17 protein-coding genes are annotated in these 17983 nt (G+C 72.4%); 10 read left to right on the forward strand and 7 right to left on the reverse strand.

The features are described from left to right. Positions 1 to 114: 114 nt before the first annotated feature. Positions 115 to 561, forward strand: coding sequence for a S24 family peptidase (locus tag VQH23_RS21190; protein ID WP_338662653.1), 447 nt, complete (start codon positions 115 to 117; stop codon positions 559 to 561). After that, positions 561 to 1823 carry a Y-family DNA polymerase gene (locus VQH23_RS21195; RefSeq protein ID WP_338662654.1) on the forward strand — a complete coding sequence of 421 codons (1263 nt, stop codon included), beginning with the start codon at positions 561 to 563 and terminating at the stop codon, positions 1821 to 1823. Before VQH23_RS21190 ends, VQH23_RS21195 begins: the two co-directional genes overlap by 1 nt. A gap of 164 nt (positions 1824 to 1987) precedes the next feature. Here the strand turns inward: VQH23_RS21195 and VQH23_RS21200 are convergent, their stop codons facing one another. Further along, on the reverse strand, positions 1988 to 2494 hold the full coding sequence (locus VQH23_RS21200; protein WP_338662655.1) for a ferritin-like domain-containing protein: 507 nt from the start codon (positions 2492 to 2494) through the stop codon (positions 1988 to 1990). Positions 2495 to 2737: 243 nt separating this feature from the next. After that, positions 2738 to 3148 carry a PaaI family thioesterase gene (locus VQH23_RS21205; RefSeq protein ID WP_338662656.1) on the reverse strand — a complete coding sequence of 137 codons (411 nt, stop codon included), beginning with the start codon at positions 3146 to 3148 and terminating at the stop codon, positions 2738 to 2740. Between the two features lie 74 nt (positions 3149 to 3222). On the opposite strand from VQH23_RS21205, the gene VQH23_RS21210 reads away from it, so the two are divergent. Further along, positions 3223 to 4356 carry an S-(hydroxymethyl)glutathione dehydrogenase/class III alcohol dehydrogenase gene (locus tag VQH23_RS21210; RefSeq protein WP_338662657.1) on the forward strand — a complete coding sequence of 378 codons (1134 nt, stop codon included), beginning with the start codon at positions 3223 to 3225 and terminating at the stop codon, positions 4354 to 4356. 4 nt (positions 4357 to 4360) lie between these two features. After that, a complete protein-coding gene (locus tag VQH23_RS21215; RefSeq protein ID WP_338662658.1) occupies positions 4361 to 5512 on the forward strand; it encodes a PrpF domain-containing protein in 1152 nt (383 codons plus the stop codon). Here the strand turns inward: VQH23_RS21215 and VQH23_RS21220 are convergent, their stop codons facing one another. Further along, entirely contained in the window at positions 5513 to 6418 is a 906-nt protein-coding gene (locus tag VQH23_RS21220) for a polysaccharide deacetylase family protein (RefSeq protein ID WP_338662659.1), read from the reverse strand. Positions 6419 to 6566: 148 nt separating this feature from the next. Between VQH23_RS21220 and cydD the strand changes: the two genes are divergently transcribed. The 6 genes from cydD to bfr all read left to right on the forward strand — a co-directional run bounded on the left by cydD (position 6567) and on the right by bfr (position 13223). Further along, positions 6567 to 8249 (forward strand): thiol reductant ABC exporter subunit CydD, encoded by a 1683-nt coding sequence (cydD, locus tag VQH23_RS21225; RefSeq protein WP_338662660.1) that lies wholly within the window; start codon positions 6567 to 6569, stop codon positions 8247 to 8249. After that, entirely contained in the window at positions 8246 to 9901 is a 1656-nt protein-coding gene (gene cydC / locus VQH23_RS21230; protein ID WP_338662661.1) for a thiol reductant ABC exporter subunit CydC, read from the forward strand. The genes cydD and cydC overlap by 4 nt, the downstream gene beginning before the upstream one ends. Positions 9902 to 10070: 169 nt before the next feature. After that, on the forward strand, positions 10071 to 10463 hold the full coding sequence (locus VQH23_RS21235) for an OmpA family protein (RefSeq protein WP_338662662.1): 393 nt from the start codon (positions 10071 to 10073) through the stop codon (positions 10461 to 10463). Between the two features lie 34 nt (positions 10464 to 10497). Then, entirely contained in the window at positions 10498 to 12327 is a 1830-nt protein-coding gene (recQ, locus tag VQH23_RS21240) for a DNA helicase RecQ (RefSeq protein WP_338662663.1), read from the forward strand. Between the two features lie 119 nt (positions 12328 to 12446). After that, the gene (locus VQH23_RS21245) at positions 12447 to 12653 is read left to right on the forward strand and encodes a (2Fe-2S)-binding protein (protein WP_338662664.1); all 207 of its coding nucleotides are present in this window, start codon (positions 12447 to 12449) and stop codon (positions 12651 to 12653) included. Between the two features lie 81 nt (positions 12654 to 12734). Then, a complete protein-coding gene (gene bfr, locus VQH23_RS21250) occupies positions 12735 to 13223 on the forward strand; it encodes a bacterioferritin (RefSeq protein ID WP_338662665.1) in 489 nt (162 codons plus the stop codon). Positions 13224 to 13287: 64 nt separating this feature from the next. Here bfr and VQH23_RS21255 read toward each other — a convergent pair whose 3' ends face one another. The 4 genes from VQH23_RS21255 to VQH23_RS21270 all read right to left on the reverse strand — a co-directional run bounded on the left by VQH23_RS21255 (position 13288) and on the right by VQH23_RS21270 (position 17957). Next, the gene (locus VQH23_RS21255; RefSeq protein ID WP_338662666.1) at positions 13288 to 15012 is read right to left on the reverse strand and encodes an ABC transporter ATP-binding protein/permease; all 1725 of its coding nucleotides are present in this window, start codon (positions 15010 to 15012) and stop codon (positions 13288 to 13290) included. A gap of 57 nt (positions 15013 to 15069) precedes the next feature. Next, the gene (locus VQH23_RS21260) at positions 15070 to 15345 is read right to left on the reverse strand and encodes a DUF3253 domain-containing protein (RefSeq protein ID WP_338662667.1); all 276 of its coding nucleotides are present in this window, start codon (positions 15343 to 15345) and stop codon (positions 15070 to 15072) included. Positions 15346 to 15439: 94 nt separating this feature from the next. Continuing rightward, on the reverse strand, positions 15440 to 16588 hold the full coding sequence (locus VQH23_RS21265; RefSeq protein ID WP_338662668.1) for an OmpA family protein: 1149 nt from the start codon (positions 16586 to 16588) through the stop codon (positions 15440 to 15442). 241 nt (positions 16589 to 16829) lie between these two features. Then, the gene (locus VQH23_RS21270) at positions 16830 to 17957 is read right to left on the reverse strand and encodes an OmpA family protein (RefSeq protein ID WP_338662669.1); all 1128 of its coding nucleotides are present in this window, start codon (positions 17955 to 17957) and stop codon (positions 16830 to 16832) included. Positions 17958 to 17983 lie beyond the last annotated feature (26 nt).

A 17983-nucleotide genomic window follows, 5' to 3' on the forward strand; every position in this document is an offset into this window, starting at 1 on the left:
GGGCAGCGCCCGATTCGGATCGCTGCGGCTGCGGAAGCATCGCAGGTCTTGGGCGCCGTGGCTGCCCGGACCCCCACCCCTTGCGCCTGGAAGAACCCTCTTCCCCCGCCCACCATGTTCTCTTTACGTTCACCTCTTCCGAATCGCCCCAGCTCGGAGGAGGCCGCCCTGCAGGATCCCGACCGCCCCTACGACGGGGGCAACACCACCGGCTTCGTCTCGCCCGCGCAGGACAGCATCGAGGGCCCGATCGACCTGTCCGAGGTCCTCGATCTCCGCCGGCCGCACCGCTACCCGGTGCGCGTGCTGGGGGAGAGCTGGCCGGAGCGCGGCATCTTCGCCGGCGACGTGCTGGTGGTGGACGCCGCGGCGGCGCCGCGGAACGGCCGCGTGTGCGTGGCGCTGATTCTGGGGGATATCGTCCTGGCCACCCTGCGCGAGCGGCGCGGCCAGTGGTTCCTCCTCCCCAAGCGCGAGGGCGGCGCGCCGGTGCTGGTGGACGAGGACGCCGGCACGGAGGTCTGGGGCATCGTCCGCTCCCTGGTGCGGTTCCAGGTGTAGTGCCGGCCGTCTACGGCCTGATCGACGGCAACAGCTTCTACTGCTCGGCCGAGCGGGCCTTCGCCCCCGCGCTGCGCGGCCGCCCCGTGATCGTCCTCTCCAACAACGACGGCTGCGCGATCGCCCGCACGGCCGAGGCCAAGGCCCTCGGCATCCGCATGGGGGACGCCTGGCACCTCATCCGGGACCGCCAGGGCATGGACCAAGTGGAGTGGTTCTCCTCCAACTACGCCCTCTACGGGGACATGAGCCGGCGGGTGTACCAGGTGCTGGCCGAGCGCGTGCCGCGGGTGGAGCCCTACTCGATCGACGAGTTCTTCCTCGACCTCGACATGCCCGGCGACCTGGCCCTGCGCTGCTGGCGCCTGCGGGAGGACGTGCTCCGGATCACGAAGATCCCGACCTGCATCGGCTGGGGGCCGACGAAGACGATCGCCAAGCTGGCCAACGGCGTGGCGAAGGACCGGCCGAAGCTGCAGGGCCTCTGCGACCTGCGCGATCCCGCCGCCCGGGCCCGCCTCTACGAGGAGCTGGAGGTGGGGGAGGTCTGGGGGATCGGCGGGCAGACAACGAAGAAGCTGGTCTCCATGGGGGTAGCCACCATCGCCCAGTTCGTCGCCCTCGGCCCGGAGCTGGTGCGCGACATGCTGACCGTGGTGGGGGCGCGGGTGCAGGCAGAGCTGCGCGGGGTGAGCTGCCTGCAGCTGGCTCAGATGGCGCCCACCCGGAAGGGCATCGCCGTCACCCGGAGCTTCGGCCGGCCGGTGACGACGTGGCCGGAGATGCGGGAGGCGGTCGCCGCCTACGCCGCCCGGGCGGCGGAGAAGCTGCGGGCGGAGGGCCTGCAGGCAGGGCACCTGACCGTCTTCCTGCACACCAACCCGCACCGGCCGGACGAGCCCTGGCACAGCGGGCAGCGCGGGGCGCGCATCGAGGCGACAGCGGACACCCGGGACCTGATCCGGGAGGCGGTGCGGCTGTTGGAGCCGCTGTGGCGGGACGGGTGCCGATACTTCAAGGCCGGGGTGATGCTGAACGACCTCTCGGCGCCGGAGGTGCAGGCCCGGCTCTTCGCCACCCGGAGCCCTGAGGCCTCCCGAAAGGTAATGGCGGTGCTGGACGCCGTGAACCTAGTGCACGGGGCCGGCACGCTCCGGCCTGCGGCGACGGGGATGACGAGGGCCTGGAGCACGCGCGCGGCGCGCCGAAGCCCCCGCTACACCACGCGGATCGAGGACATCATGGGAGCCACGGTGCTCTGAGCGGCCGCACAAAAAAGGGGGCCGAAAGCACTCCCCGGAAGGTTTGCCAAACGGCCCGTAAGTCATTGATCAGCTATTCCGAAAAACCGCCGGTTTGACGCTTGAGGGCGTTGATATTGGAGAGAAAGAACGCTTCCTCAGGGTGCGCCACCAGGGCTTCCGGATCAGGCCGCTTCCTTCGCCGCGGCCTTGTTGACCTGCCCATTCGCCAGCTTGTTGAGCAGCGCGTCGGTCCCCTTCTCCTCCTCCAGCGTCGCCTTCAGCAGCTCCACCACCTCGGTCTTGCCGGTGGCCTTGGCCCAGGCGAGCATCGCGCCGTAGCGGGCGATCTCGTAGTGCTCGATAGCCTGGGCGCAGGCGATGATCCCGGCGTCGCGCACGGCGCTCGGCTCCTTCGCCTCCTCGAGCAATTCCTCGAACTCGGCGTTCAGCCCGTTCATCGCCTCGCAGGTCACGCCCTGCGGGCGCTTGCCGATGGCCTGGAACACCTGCTTCAGGCGCTCGACCTGCCCATTGGTCTGCTCCCGGTGCAGCATGAAGGCGTCGCGCAGCTCCGGGGTGTGGGCGGCCTTCGCCATCTTCGGCAGCGCCTTCACCGCCTGGCGTTCCGCGTAATAAACGTCCTTCAGCGTGGTCAGGAAAAGGTCGTCGAGGCTTTTGACGCCGGCCATTGTTCGCTCCGTACCTAGTTCGTTGCTGGGCCGGGCGCCCACAGGCACCCGTCGATGGCGGGAACGCCGCGCCGCCGCCCGCGATGCGCCCGGCGCGCGCCGGGGTTGCAGATTCGTCGCCCGAGTCGCTCACGGATCGCTTCATCCTTGTGCGGCAAGCCCTTGGCGGGATATCGCCGGGCTCCTGCCGTCCGCCTCGCCCGCGGTGCCCCTTCACGCAGGCGTGTTCCTGCCCGCCCGGCGCTAAGCGGGCGCGGCGCGCATCCAGGTGCTCGTGACGTGCGCGCAGGGCCTCTCCTCGCCCTCGGCGCGCATCCAGACCTCGGCGTAGAGAAGGCTGCGGCCGCGGCGGACGATCCGCACCTCCGCCAGCACGCCCCTGTCGCCGGCGGGGCGCAGGAAGGCGATGGACAGGTTCGCGGTGCGCGTGGGATCGCCGCCATCGGTGGCCACGAGTTCCGGCACCCAGATCGCCACGTCCGCCAGCGTCATCAGCGCGGGGCCGGAGGCCGTGCCGCCCGGGCGGAGCGAGAGAGGGGAGGGCGGAAGCCGTAGCAGCGCCGAGACGGCGTCCGCGCGGACCACCTCGATGCCCAGCGCGCCGGCCAGGGGCACCCCGTCCCGCACCCGTTCAGTCAGCCTCTCCGGCGTCACGTCCCGTTCCCCTGTTGCTCCGGCATCGCGGCGGATAGAACCATCCTCCGATCCGGAAGGGGAGCCGCCGCGCCGTGAAGACCCGTGCCGCCGTCGCCTGGGAGGCGAATAAGCCGCTCACGGTCGAGACCGTGGACCTGGAAGGGCCCAGGCCCGGCGAGGTGCTGCTGGAAATCATGGCGACCGGGGTCTGCCACACGGATGCCTACACGCTCTCCGGCCTGGATTCGGAGGGCAAGTTCCCCTGCATACTCGGGCATGAGGGCGCGGGGATCGTACGCGAGGTGGGGGCGGGCGTGACGAGCGTGCGGCCGGGCGACCATGTGATCCCGCTCTACACGCCGGAATGCCGGAACTGTAAGACCTGCCTCTCCCAGCGGAGCAACCTCTGCACGGCCATTCGCGGCACGCAGGGCCAGGGCGTGATGCCCGACGGTACGAGCCGCTTCTCCTGCGAAGCCGTTGCCGAGCGCGGGCCGAACAAGCCGATGTGGCACTACATGGGCTGCAGCACCTTCTCCAACCTCACCGTGCTGCCGGAGATCGCCGTCGCGAAGGTCCGGGAGGACGCGCCCTTCGACAAGATCTGCTACATCGGCTGCGGCGTCACCACCGGCCTCGGCGCGGTGATCTACACGGCGAAGGTCCGGCCGGGATCCAACGTGGTGGTCTTCGGCCTCGGCGGCATCGGGCTGAACGTGATCCAGGGCGCGCGCATGGTCGGCGCGGACCGCATCATCGGCGTGGACCTGAACCCCGCCAAGGCGGAGATGGCCCGCAAGTTCGGCATGACCCATTTCGTGAACCCGGACGAGGTCGGGCGCGACAAGGTGGTGCAGGCCATCCAGGACCTGACGGATGGCGGCGCCGACTACTCCTTCGAGTGCGTGGGCAACGTCCACACCATGCGCCAGGCGCTGGAGTGCTGCCACCGCGGCTGGGGCGAGAGCATCATCATCGGCGTGGCGCCCAGCGGCACGGAGATCTCCACGCGCCCCTTCCAGCTCGTCACCGGGCGCGTCTGGAAGGGCTCGGCCTTCGGCGGCGCGCGCGGGCGGACCGACGTGCCGAAGATCGTGGACTGGTACATGGAGGGGAAGATCGACATCGACAGCCTGATCACCCACACCATGCCGCTGGATCGCATCAACGACGCCTTCGACCTGATGCACGAGGGCAAGTCGATCCGCTCGGTCGTGACCTTCTAGCCCCATGGACCAGCGCCCCATCCCCGCCGTCTTCATGCGCGGCGGGACGAGCAAGGCGCTGATGCTCCACGCCCGGGACCTGCCGGCGGAACGGGAGGCGTGGGAGCCGATCCTCACCGCCGCCCTCGGCAGCCCCGACCCCTATGGCCGCCAGTTGGACGGCATGGGCGGCGGCGTCTCGTCCCTCTCCAAGGCCTGCATCATCGGCCCGCCGACGCGGGGGGACGCGGACCTGGACTACACCTTCGCCCAGGTGCAGATCCGCGAGGCACGGGTGGAGTGGCGGCAGAACTGCGGCAACATGTCCTCCGCCATCGGCCCTTTCGCGGTGGAGGAGGGGCTGGTCCGGGTGCCGGACGGGGACGCCACGGTCCGCATCCACAACACGAACACGGCGAAGATCATCCACGCCCACTTCGCGGTCTCCGGCGGGATGCCGCGCTACGCGGGCGAGCTCGCGATCCCCGGCGTCTCCGGCACGGGCGCGCCGGTGCGGCTGGACTTCCTGGATCCCGGCGGCGCCAGCACCGGGCGGCTGCTGCCCACCGGCCGGCCGCTCGACGTCCTGACGCTGGAGGACGGCTCCCGGATCGAGGCTTCCCTCGTCGATGCCGCGAATGCCTGCGCCTTCGTCCGCGCCCGGGACATCGGGCTGGACGGCACGGAGTTGCCGGAGGCGATCGAGGCGCGGGCGGAGGTGATGGCCCGCCTGCAGGCGATCCGCGTCGCCGCCTCCGTCGCCATGGGCATCGCGCCGGATGCGGATGCGGCCCGGCGCATCTCCGCCATCCCCTTCGTCGGCTTCGTCAGCCCCCCGGCGCCGTTCCGGGATCTGACCGGGGCCGAGGTTCCGATGGAAGCCATGGACCTGGCGGCGCGGATCATCTCCAACGGCCAGCCGCACCGCGCCCTGCCGCTGACGATCTCGCTCTGCACCGCCGTGGCCGCTCGCATCGCCGGCACGATCGCGGCGGAATACCTGGCGCCCGGCGCCGGGAGCGGACCCATCCGGCTGGGCATGCCCTCCGGCATCCTCACCGTCGGCGCCGATGTCGGGCGGGACGCGGACGGCACCCCGCACGCCCGCGCGGGTTCCTTCTACCGCACGGCGCGGCGCCTCTTCGACGGCCGGGTCTGGGTTCCCGTCGCCGCCTGATCAACCCGGGAGATGGCCCGGCGGCAGCGCGGCGGCGTGGTCGTACACCCCGCCCGCCGTGGTGATCCACACTGTGTCCCGGTGTGCCGCCACATGGGCCAGGGCCCGGCGCAGCGCCCGCATCCGGTAGGGCTGGCCGACGATGTAGGGGTGCAGCGCGATCCCCATCACCTGCGCCACGCCGTCCCGCACCTGCCGCAGCCGCTCGTCGAAGTCGTCCACGATCATGTCGGCGAACCCTCCCGCCCCGTCCTTGCGGGCGATGATGGAGGGGATGTCGTTCACCTCCTGCGGGTAGGGCACGGCGAGAATCCGCCCGGCGCGGGTGGCGTGCCAGACCGGCTGGTCGTCGCTGCACCAGTTCAGCGTGTAGCGGTAGCCCGCCTCGGCCAGCAGGTCGGGGGTTGCCCGGCTCTCCGCGATCCAGGGGGAGAGCCAGCCGCGCGGCGCCGCGCCCTCGTGCCGCGCGATGGCCGCCGTGGCCTCCGCTATCAGGGCCCGCTCCTCCGACTCGGCCAGCACGGATTGCCGCTCGGAGTTGGTGCGGCCGTGCCCGGCAATCTCGTCGCCCCGGGCGCGGTGCGCGGCCACCAGCTCCGGCGCGTGGTCGTACATCGCGCTGTTCAGCAGCACGGTGCAGGGCAGGGCGAGCTCGTCCAGCGTCTCGATCATCCGCCAGGCGCCCACGCGGTTCCCGTAGTCCCTCCAGGCATGGTTCAGCACGTCCGGCTGCGGCCCTCCGCCGCTGTTAGCGCCGGGCGCCAGCTCCGCCCCCAGCCCCTCGCCGAAGGCGAAGTGCTCCAGGTTCACGCCGAGATAGACGGCCAGCCGCGCCTCACCCGGCCAGGACCATCGCGGCCGCCCGCGCCAGGGATGGTAGCCGTGCCGGCCATGGGTGGGGAGCATCGCGGGGCCTCGCCAGGGGAGCCGCCCGGGGATGCAGGCGCCATGCCGCCCGCCGCGATCGCCCGCCGCGATCCCGCTCCGTAATCGGCAGGGCAGGGGGAGGTACCGCATTCCGCCCCATGACACTTTGCCTTAGAACCGCGGCGCGATGCCCAGACGCGCCGGCAAAGACCCTCAGCAGGCGGCCGCCCGCGCCCTCCTCGCCGCCTCGGCGAGGGAGGGTCGCGCCGCCCTCCTTCCCCCCATCCTGCTCGGCCTTGTGGCCGCCGCATGCGGGATCGCGCAGGCCTGGCTGGTCGCGCGGCTCCTCACCGCGCTGCTCGGCCTCGGCGAGGCGGGCTGGGAGGTGCTGGCCGGCGCCGCCGCCCTGGCGATGCTGCAGGTCGCCCTCGGCGTCGCGCAGGAGACCCTGGCCGCCCGTGCCGGCGAGGCGACCCGTGCCTCCCTCCGCCGCCGCCTCTTCTCCCGCCTGCTCGGCGAGACGCCGGGAAGCCGCCCGGCCGGGGAGGGCGCCTCCCTGCTCGTGGACAGGGTGGAGGCGATGGACGGCTACTTCGCCCGGTGGATGCCGGCCGCGGCCCTCGCCATCGCCGCCCCGCTCATCGTCGCCCTGGCCGCCGCGCTGGCGGATCCGCTGAGCGGCGTGATCCTGATGGCGGCCGGGCTGCTGGTTCCGTTGGGCATGGCGCTCTCCGGCATCGGGGCCGCGGTGGCCAGCCGCCGGCAGTTTGACGCGCTGCAGCAGCTCTCGGGCCGCTTCCTGGACCGGATGCGGGGCCTGCCCACCCTCGTCCTGTTCCGCCGGCAGGAGGAGGAGGCGCGCGCCCTGGACCGGGCGGCGGCGGAGCTGCGGTCCCGCACCATGAAGGTGCTGCGCCTCGCCTTCCTCTCCACCGGCGCGCTGGAGCTGATCGCAGCGGCGGTGCTGGGCTGCCTCGCCTGGCGCCACGGCAACCTCGCCGCTACCGGCCATCCCATGCCGCAGGCCGCGCTGTTCTGCCTGCTGCTGGTGCCCGCCTTCTTCGCGCCATTCCGCGCCTTCTCCGTCGCCTACCACGAGCGTCTCTCCGCCCAGGGCGCGGCCGCGGCCCTGGCGCCGCTGGTGGCCGGGGATGAGGGGCCGGGCCTCCGCCTCGAGGAGGTGCCGCCGAGCGTGACCCTCGTGGTGGACCACCTCTCCCACCGGCCCGACCCGTCCCGCCCCATGGCGCTGGAGGACATCTCCTTCCGCGTCCTGCCGAACGAGGCGCTCGTCCTCTCCGGTCCCAGCGGGGCGGGGAAGTCCACGGTGCTGAAGCTGCTCATGGGGTTCGGGGCGCCGGATTCCGGCCGGATCGCGCTGAACGGGCGCGACGCCCTGGCGCTCGCCCCGGCGGAGCGGCGGCGCCTCATCGCCTACTTGCCGCAGCGCCCCGTCCTGCTGCGCGCGACGCTGCGCGAGAACATCCGCCTCGCCCGGCCCGAGGCGGACGACGCGGCGGTGGAAGCCGCGGCGCGCGCGGCGCGGGTGATGGGCTTCGCGGAGGCCCTGCCGCGAGGGCTGGACACGACCGTAGGGGAGGGGGGGCACGGTTTTTCCGGCGGCCAGCGCCTGCGCGTCGCGCTCGCCCGCGCCTTCCTGCGGGACGCCCCGCTGATCCTGCTGGACGAGCCCACCGCCCATCTCGACCCCGCGACGGAGGCGGAGGTGCTGGAGAGCCTGCGCCGCCTCTGCACCGGCCGCACCGCGGTGATCGCCAGCCACTCCGCCGCTCTGCGCGCGCGCTTCCCGAAGGTGCTGGAGCTGCGTGACGGCCGCGCGGTGCCGCCGCGCCGGGCGGCCGCGCCGTGAGGGCGGCGCGCGACCTCCTCCGGGTGCTCGGCCTCTGGCGGGCGCGGGCCGGCTGGCTCGTCTTCGGGGTGCTGGCCGCCTGCGCCTCCGCGCTCGCCGGGCTGGCGCTGCTGGCCCTGGCCGGGGCCGGCGTGTCGCGCGGGCTGGCGACGGGCACGCTGGCCGCTGGGGTGGGATCGCTGCTGCTGCTCCGCCCCCTGATCCTCATCCGCCCCCTTCTGCGCTGGGGGGAACGAATGGCGACGCATGAGGCCACCTTCCGCGCCCTGGCCGATACGCGCGGCTGGTTCTTCCGGCGCCTCGCCGCCCGCCTCTCGGCCGGCCCCGGCCTCACCCGCTCCGGCGACCTGCTCGGGCGGCTGGTCACGGATGTGGAGGCGCTGGACGGGCTCTACCTCCGGGCCCTCGTTCCCATGGCCGCCGCAGCCTCCGTCGTCCTGGCGGTTGCCGTCATTCTCGGGGGCCTCTCGCCGGGGCTGGCTGCGATCGTGGCCCTGCCGCTCGCCCTTGCCCTGCTGCTGCCCCTCCTCGTCGCCCCCGTCGCTGCCCGCGCCGCCGCTGGGCTCGCCGCCTCCACCGGCGCGCTCCGAGCCGAGGCCGCGGAGCCGCTGACGGCGATGGAGGACATCCTGGCCGCCAATGCGGAGGGTCGGGCCCTGGCCCGTCTGGAGGGCGCCGCGGCTGGGATGGACGCGGCCCGGCGCCGCCTCGCCCGCGCCGGCTCCCTCGGGGCCGCCGCGGGCGCGCTGCTGACCCAGGCGGCGCTGCTCGGCGCCCTGGCCTGGGGGCTGGCCGAGGGCGGTGCGACAGCCGGCGCCGTGGTGGTGGCCCTCTTCCTCGTTCTCGCCGCGACGGACGCGCTCGGCGCCCTGCCGCGCGCCGGTGCCGCCCTGGCCCTGGCCGGCGCGGGGGCGCGACGGCTCTTCGAGGCCGCCGACCACCCCGTGCCCGTGCCGGACCCGCCCGCCTCCGCCACCCCTGCCGGCCACGCCGTCACGATCCGCGACCTGCGCTTCGCCTGGGCACCGGACCGCCCGCCGGTCTTCGAGGGCCTCTCGCTCGACCTGCCGGAAGGGGCGCGCATCGCGCTGCTCGGCCCCTCGGGCTCGGGCAAGTCCACCCTCGCCGCGCTGCTGCTGAAGCTGGCGGCCCCGCAGGAGGGCAGCATCACCCTTGGCGGCGCCGACTACGCCACCCTCTCCGCCGACACCGTCCGCGCCCGCATCGCCTGCCTGACGCAGGAGGCGACGCTCTTCGACGACAGCATCGCCGCCAACCTCCGGCTCGCCGCGCCCGATGCCCCGGACGCGGCGCTGTGGGACGCGCTGGAGAAGGCGCGGATCGCCGAGCTCGTCCGCGCCCTGCCGGAAGGGCTGGAGACGCGCTGCGGCGAGGCCGGGGCGCGCTTCTCGGGCGGGCAGGCGCGGCGCATCGCGCTCGCTCGCGCGCTCCTCTCCCCCGCTTCCGTCATCATCCTGGACGAGCCGACTGCCGGGCTGGACGCAGCGACGGAGCGCGCCTTCCTGGAGACGCTGGACACGGCGCTGGGCGGGCGCAGCGCCATCCTCATCACCCATCGCCTGATCGGGGTGGAGCGGCCGACGCGCATCCTGCGCCTGGCCGGCCGACAGGCCTTGCCCGCGATGGCGTGAAGGCGCTTCGTTGCGCGGCCGTGCCCTGCCGCGCCAGCCCTCTCCGCCCCATTTGAACGCTAGATCATGCCGCGCACCGATTCATTTACCGTAAACGTCCCGCAACGGATTGACCGAATCCCTTACGGCCCCGCCAAGGTGGAACCCCGTCAAAGCGAGGCTCCCCCCCATGCGCCGAACGCTGTTCCTCCTCTCCCTCTCTCTGCCGCTGCTGGCCGCCTGCGCGGCGGAGGACAACCTGGCGCAGCAGCCGCCCCGGGTGGTCTTCTTCACGGAGGACAGCGCGGCGATCGACCCCGCCGGCCGCGCCGTGGTCTCGGAGGCGGCGGCGCTGGCCAACCGCAACCCGACCGTGCCGGTGCTTGTGGCGGGCTTCGCCGACCCGGATGGCGGGCGCGCCTACAACCGCGCGCTCTCCGAGACGCGGGCGCAGAACGTCGCGGCCGCCCTGCGGGAGGACGGGGTGGCCCCCGCGCGCATCGCCGTCTCGCCCCGCGGTGCCGTGCCCTTCATCGCCTTCCCGGTCGAGAGCCGGCGCGTCGAGATCAAGGTCGGTCCCTGACCCAGGCCGGGGTCGGGACGCGGGCGGGGGCGGCATGACGGCCGACCCTCGCCAGGTCCTGCACGACGTCTTCGGCTTCGCCGATTTCCGCGGCCGGCAGGCGGAGATCGTGGCGCATGTCACGTCGGGCGGCTCCGGCCTCGTCCTCATGCCCACGGGCGGGGGCAAGTCGCTCTGCTACCAGGTGCCCGCCCTCTGCCGGGCGGGGCTCGGCGTCGTCGTATCGCCACTGATCGCGCTGATGGAGGACCAGGTCGCCGCCCTGCGACAGCAGGGCGTGGCCGCGGCCGCACTGCATTCCGGGCTGGACGAGGAGGAGCGCCGCCGCGTCTCGCTGGACCTCTCCAACGGCAAGCTGAAGCTCCTCTACGTCTCGCCGGAGCGGCTGGCGGTGGAGGGAACGGCGGAGCGCCTGGCCCGGCGCGACATCGCCCTCTTCGCCGTGGACGAGGCGCACTGCATCTCCGCTTGGGGTCACAACTTCCGCCCGGAATATCGCGGCCTGACGATGCTGGCCGAGCGCTTCCCGGAGGTGCCGCGCGTGGCGCTGACGGCCACCGCCGACGCCCGCACCGTGGACGATATCCGCGAGCGCCTGTCCCTGACCGACGCCCCGGTGTTCCGCGGCAGCTTCGACCGCCCGAACATCCGCATCGAGGTGGCGCCGCGGGAGAACCCCACCGCCCAGATCGCCGCCTTCATGGACGAGGCGGATGACGGCCGCGGCGCCGGCATCATCTACTGCCCCAGCCGCGCCGAGACCGAGCGCACCGCCGCCCGGCTGAAGCGGGACGGCTACGACGCGCTCCACTACCACGCCGGCATGGACGCGGCCGATCGCCGCGCGGCGGAGCGCCGCTTCTCCTCCGGCGACCCGGTGGTCATGGCCGCCACCATCGCCTTCGGCATGGGAATCGACCGCCCGGACGTGCGCTGGGTCGCCCACCTCGCCCTGCCCGGCGGGCCGGAGAGCTGGTACCAGGAGATCGGCCGGGCCGGGCGCGACGGCGCCGCCGCCCGCGCCATGCTGCTCTACGGCGCCGAGGACATCGCGGTGGCCCGCCGCCGCATCGTGGAGAGCCCGGCCGCGGACGGCCAGAAGCGCCTGGACCATGAGCGGCTGGACCGGCTGGTGGCTATCGTGGAGAGCGCGACCTGCCGCCGCCGCCTGCTGCTGCGCTGCTTCGGGGACGACCTGCCCGAGGATTGCGGCAACTGCGACGCCTGCCTCAACCCGCCCCGGCTGGTGGACGCGACGGAGGCGGCCCGCAAGCTGCTCTCTGCGGTGCACCGCACCGGCGGGCGCTTCGGGCTGGGCTACGTGGTGGACGTGCTCAGGGGCAAGCCGCTGGACCGGATCACATCGCTCGGCCACGACAAGCTCTCCGTCTTCGGCATCGGGCGCGACGTGGCGGAGGGGGCGTGGAAGAACATCGCCCGCCACCTCCTGGCCCATGGCGCGCTGGAGCTGGCGGCCGACACCACCCTGCCGGTGTACCAGGCCACCGAGGCCGCCCGGCCGATCCTGCGCGGCCAGGAACCCGTGCTGCTGCAGGAGCGCGCGCTGCGCGAGGCCGCCCGTGCCCCGCGCCGGGGCCGGGCTCGCTCCGCTCCCTCCACCGTTTCCTTCGCTGAGGGCCCCGTCGAGACCGGCGTCTTCGACGCGCTGCGCGCCTGGCGAAAGGAGGAGGCCACGCGGCAATCCGTGCCGGCCTACGTCATCTTCCCCGACCGGACCCTGGCGGAGATCGCGGCCCAGCGCCCGCGCACCTTGGACGGGCTGGCCGAGGTGCACGGCGTCGGCGCCTCCAAGCTCGACCGCTACGGGCTGGACGTGCTGCGGGTGCTGCGGGAGGCGGGTTAGGGGCCCCGCCACCCCGATGACCGGCAGTTAACGCGAATGGCGATGAGAATTACTTGCATCCGGTCACTCGTTTGCTAGAACGCTCCCGCCCGCAAGCGGCGGGGGGAGCACTGCACGGCATGTATGTCTGCATCTGCAATGGCCTGACCGACAAGCACATCCAGAGCGCCATCGCCTCCGGCGCTGAGCGCACCCGGGACGTCTATTCCGCCTGCAACTGCCGGGCCCAGTGCGGCACCTGCACCATGAGCATCCTCTGCATGCTCCGCGCCAACGGGGGCGGGGATCAGAATGCGCATCAGGAGCCCGAGCCAATCGCGAATTAGTCGCAGAGGCTAATAAAAACAAAGACTTGACCGGAAATCCGCGAGGTTCCATCTCGGCTCCATAGATTGGAGGCCCGAGCCATGAGCGGCGACCCGAAGGTCATTGAGTACTTGAATATCCAGCTCACCAACGAGCTGACGGCGATCAACCAGTACTTCCTGCACGCCCGCACCCTGAACCACTGGGGTGTCACGCGCCTGGGCAAGCACGAGTACGAGGAGTCGATCGAGGAGATGCGCCATGCCGACTGGCTCATCAAGCGCATCCTCTTCCTCGACGGCCTGCCCAACGTGCAGCGCCTGAACCAGATCCTGATCGGCCAGTCCGTGAAGGAGGTGCTGGAGTGCGACTCCCGCCTTGAGCAGAAGGCGATCGCCGACCTGAAGGAGGGCATCGCCCATTGCGAGGCGGTGCGCGACTACGTCTCCCGCGACCTGCTGCTGAAGATCCTGGCCGATGAGGAGAAGCACGAGGACTTCCTGCACGCCCAGTTCACCCTGATCAGCAAGATCGGCGAGGAGCGCTACACCCTCCTCAACTCCGACCCGGCGCCCGACCAGGAGCACTGACCGGCTCCGGGAGGCTCTGCCTCCCCGACCGAGGGCAGGGGGCGGGCGGACCGCCCCCCCATCTCTACGCCGGCCGCAGCCGCTGCCCTTCCACCCGCACCACCCGGTCGTGGAATGCCGCCACCGCCGGCCGGTGGGCGATGGACAGGATCGCCGTGCCGGGCAGGCGTTCCCGCAGCAGCGCGTAGAGGTGCCGTTCCGCCTCCGCGTCCAGGCTGGCCGTCGCCTCGTCGAGGAAGAGCCAGGCCGGGCGGTGGAGCAGCGCGCGGGCGAAGGCGAGCCGCTGCTGCTCTCCGCCGGAGAGGGTGCGGTCCCAGGTCGCGACCGTGTCGAGCTGCGGAACCAGGTGGCCGAGCCCCACATCCTCAAGGGCACCGCGCAGCGCCGCGTCGTCGAACGCCGTTGCCGCGGCGGGGTAGGCCAGGCTCCGGCGCAGCGTGCCGATCGGCAGGTAGGGGCGCTGGGGCAGGAAGAGGCTGGGCCCGGCCGGCACGGCGATCCGGCCGCTGCCGAAGGGCCACAGCCCGGCGATGGCGCGGAACAGCGTGGACTTGCCGCTGCCGGAGGCGCCGGTGACGAGCACCGCCTCGCCCGCGCCGACCGAGAGGGAGGCGTCCTTCAGCAGCTCGCGGCCGTCCGGCAGGCGCAACTCCAGCGCGCCGGCCTCCAGCCGGTCGCCGGTGGCCGCCATGGCCGGGCCGCTATGGACCGTGGCCTCGGCCTCCGCGACCGCCGCCTCGAAGCCGGTCAGGCGCTGCACCGTGGCGCGCCAGGAGGCGACATCCGTGTAGTTGGTGACGAACCAGGACAGCGATTCCTGCACGGAATTGAAGGCGGAGGAGGTCTGGATCAGCGCGCCCAGAGGGATCCGGCCGGCGAAGAAGTTCGGCGCGGCGACGACCAGGGGGAAAATGCTTGCCACTTGCGCGAAGCCGAGCGTGAAGAAGGAGACGTGCTTCGTCGAGCTCATGATGGCCCGCCAGTTGCCGATCACCGCCCCGAAGCGGTCGAACAGCCCGCGCCGCTCCTCCTCCTCACCGCGGTAGAGGGCGATACCCTCCACGTTCTCCCGCACGCGGACGAGGGCGTAGCGGAAATCCGCCTCCACCTTCTCCTGCAGGAAGTTGAGCGGGATCAGCTTCCGCCCGATGAGGTGCGTGATCCAGGTGCCGACAACGGAGTAGGCGAGGGCGACCCACACAAGGTAGCCGGGGATCTGCAGGCCGAAGACCGTGATCCCCTCCGATAGGTTCCAGAGCACGAGGATGAAGGAGAGCAGCGTGACCACGGCCCGCATCAGCCCGAGGCCGAGGGTGAGGTTGCTCTCAACGAAGAGCCGGGCGTCGTCGGAGATGCGCTGGTCCGGGTTGTCGGCGCCGCCGTCGCGGACCGCGAGGCGGTAATAGGCCTTGTGCCCCATCCAGCGGCGAAGCAGGTCGTTCGTCAGCCAGGTACGCCAGCGGATCTGTAGCGCCTGCTTCAAGTATAGGGCGTAGACCGCGACGACGATGTAGAGGGCCGCGAGGACGCTGAAGCCCGGCATGAAGGCGAAGTCGTCGGTTGGTGCGCCGAGGAGCAGGAGGTTGATGAAGCCCTCCCAGTCCTTTGACTCCATCGTGTTGTAGAAGCCGCGCTGCCAGTAGGTGAGGATCACGTTCAGGGCGACGATCCCGAGGTTCAGCACCACGACGACGGCCAGCAGCCCCCGCGCGGCCCAGCGGCCCTCCCCGTTCCAGAAGGGGCGGGAGAGGGCCCAGGCGTCGCGAAGGGCGACGAGTGTTTGGCGCATGCGCGGGGGGATCCGGTCGGGTTCTGGCCGGTGAGTGTCCTCCACCCCCGGCCGCGGTCAATCCGGCGGCGGGATCGTTCCGGGCCGGCGGAGCCGGACGACGCCGCGCAGGGCCTCGGGCCCCACGGGCTTGCCCTTGCGCAGCACCTCCAGCCGGCCTGCCTGCGCCAGGGCCATGGCAACCTGCCGGATGGGGCCGAGCAGCGACTGCCAGCCCTCCGCGGACAGGGCCTGCGCGACGTCGCTCGGGGAGATGCTGCGCCCCGGGGCGCAGGCCTCGGTCTGTCTGAGGATCTCCGCCTGAATGGCGTCTCGGTCGGGCCGGTTTGTCATGGGGCAGGGGTTAGGCCGGAACGCGCGACAAAAGAAAGGGGCGGGACCTTTCGGTCCCGCCCCCAACCTGTCACCCGTGAAGCGACCGGGCTGCTCAGCGCAGCACGATCTCGACGCGGCGGTTCTGCGGCTCGCGCACGCCGTCGGCCGTGGCCACCAGGGGGCGGCTCTCGCCGAAGGCCTGGATGGACATGGCGGAGCGCGGGATGCCCCGGCGGCTCAGCTCCGAGGCAACGGCCTCGGCGCGGCGCATGGAGAGGCGCTGGTTGTACTGCGGCGTGCCGGAGCGGTCGGCGTGGCCGGCCACCTCGATCCGGGTCGTGCCGGTGGAGGACACGGCCTGGGCCGCGTCCGCGATGATCTGGCGGGCACGGTCCGTCAGGTCGGCGCGGTCGAAGTCGAAGAACACGAGATAGGTCCGGGCGGGAGCCGGCTGGGCGGCGATCGGAGCCTGAGTAGCGATCGGGGCGGCCACCGGGCGCGGCTGGTTGAAGGCGTAGCGCAGGCCCAGCATCACCGAGTGATTCTCGGCCTCGTCGGCGCGGAAGGTGCCGCGCTCAACCGTGGTGCCGTTCGGGCGCACGATCCGGCCGTTCAGGCGCGGGGAGAGCGTGCCCATGTAGCGGTACTCGAGCGTGGTGGTCAGGCCCGGCACAGCGGAGATCGGGAAGGCGAGACCGGCGATGCCCTGGTAGGCGAAACGGCCATCCGTATCGTCGATCACGACGCTGTTCTGGTTCTGGCCGGCACGGGTGGCGCGCACGCCGTCATACTCGGTCCAGATGTAGCCGGCGCCGGCACCGATGTAGGGCTGCACAGGCAGGCCGGGGAAGGCGAAGTCGTAGAACACGTTGCCCATCACGCCGTACTGGCGGATGTCGCCATCGATGCGGGTGAAGGCGCTGGTGCGGCCCGGGCCGCCGAAGCCGCCGAACTTGTCCACCTCGTTCTCGCGGTAGCTGCCCTCGACCTCGGCGCGGACGCCGTTGCCGAAGCCCCAGCCCAGCGAGGCGGCGCCGACCCAACCGGTGTTCTGGCGGGACTCGCCGTAGGAGGTGGTGGGCAGGCCGTTGAAGTAGCTGCGGTTGCCGCCGCGCGCCTCGAGGCCGCGATCCATCAGCCAGTTCGCGCCGCCACCGCCGGCGATGTAGAGCCCGGTCACGGGCGGGGCGCCGTTCTGCGCCATGGCGGCGCCCGGCACGGCGAGGATCGTGGCGGCCAGGAGGGCCTTACGGAACGACATTAGTTCATCCTTCGTATGGTGGCGGTCCGCGATCAGGTGCGGCACGACAGGAAGGCGAAATGCGCCCCGCGGTTTGGTTCCTCAACACACAGCCACGTCAGAAGAAGCCACTGTGGCAGCAAAGCCACAGCTTTGTTAAGGTTTGATACCGGACGCTGGAGACGCCGGACCTCTCAAGAAGAAGGGGGCGGGACCCTTCGGTCCCGCCCCCAACCTGTCACCCGTGAAGGGACCGGGCTGCTTAGCGCAGCACGATCTCGACGCGGCGGTTCTGCGGCTCGCGCACGCCGTCCGCGGTCGGCACCAGGGGGCGGCTCTCGCCGAAGGCCTGGATGGACATGGCGGAGCGGGGCACGCCACGGCGCGTCAGCTCGGCAGCGACGGCCTCGGCGCGGCGCATGGAGAGGCGCTGGTTGTACTGCGGCGTGCCGGAGCGGTCGGCGTGGCCGGCCACCTCGATGCGGGTCGTGCCCGTGGAGGACACGGCCTGCGCGGCCTCGGCGATGATCTGGCGGGCGCGGTCCGTCAGGTCGGCGCGGTCGAAGTCGAAGAACACGAGGTAGGTACGGGCCGGGGCCGGCGCGGCGGCCGGGGCCGCCGCGGCGATCGGGGCCGCCACCGGGCGCGGCTGGTTGAAGGCGTAGCGCAGCCCGAGCAGCGCGCTGTGGTTGAAGTTCTCGAAGCTCACCGTGGCGCGCGTGGCCACGCCGCTGGAGTTGATCTGGGTGCCGCGCACCTCCGGCTCCGTGGTGCCGAAGAAGCGGTACTCGGCCGTCAGGCTCAGCCCGGGGACGCCGAGCGGGAAGGCGACGCCGGCGATGCCCTGGAAGGCGAAGACGTCGTCGTCGTCATCGGCACCGATGACCTGCGTGCGGCCCGGGCGGAAGTCGCCGCGCACGCCGTCCGCGTTCACGTGCGACCAGCCGACGCCACCGCCGATGTAGGGCGTGAAGATCGGGTTGGCCCAGCCGAACATGCGGAGGTCCATGTCGTAGATCAGGTTCGCCATGACGCCGGCCTGCCACAGCTTGCCGTCGTTGCGCCGCGTGGAGAGGCCGGCGGCCGCGAAGCCGTGCAGGTCGTTCTCGCGGTAGAAGCCCTCGACCTCGGCGCGCAGGCCGTTGCCGAAGCCGAAGCCGATGGAGCCCAGGCCGACCCAGCCATTCTCCCAGTTCAGCTCGGTGCGGGTGGTGCGGCCGGCCCGGATGGCGTCGGCGCGGGCGGTGCCGCTCAGCCGGTCCTCGGTGCCCTGCAGGTAGTTGTAGCCGCCGCCGCCGGCGATGTAGAGGCCGGTGACCGGCTGGGCCTGTGCCGCGAGCGGCAGCGCGAGCATGGTCGTCGCCAGGAGGGCGGAACGGAGCCGGGTCATTGGGGTAGCGATCCTTGGTGAGTGGG

Origin of the sequence: Pararoseomonas sp. SCSIO 73927 (genome assembly GCF_037040815.1) — a bacterium.
In the GTDB taxonomy this organism is placed as follows: domain Bacteria; phylum Pseudomonadota; class Alphaproteobacteria; order Acetobacterales; family Acetobacteraceae; genus Roseomonas.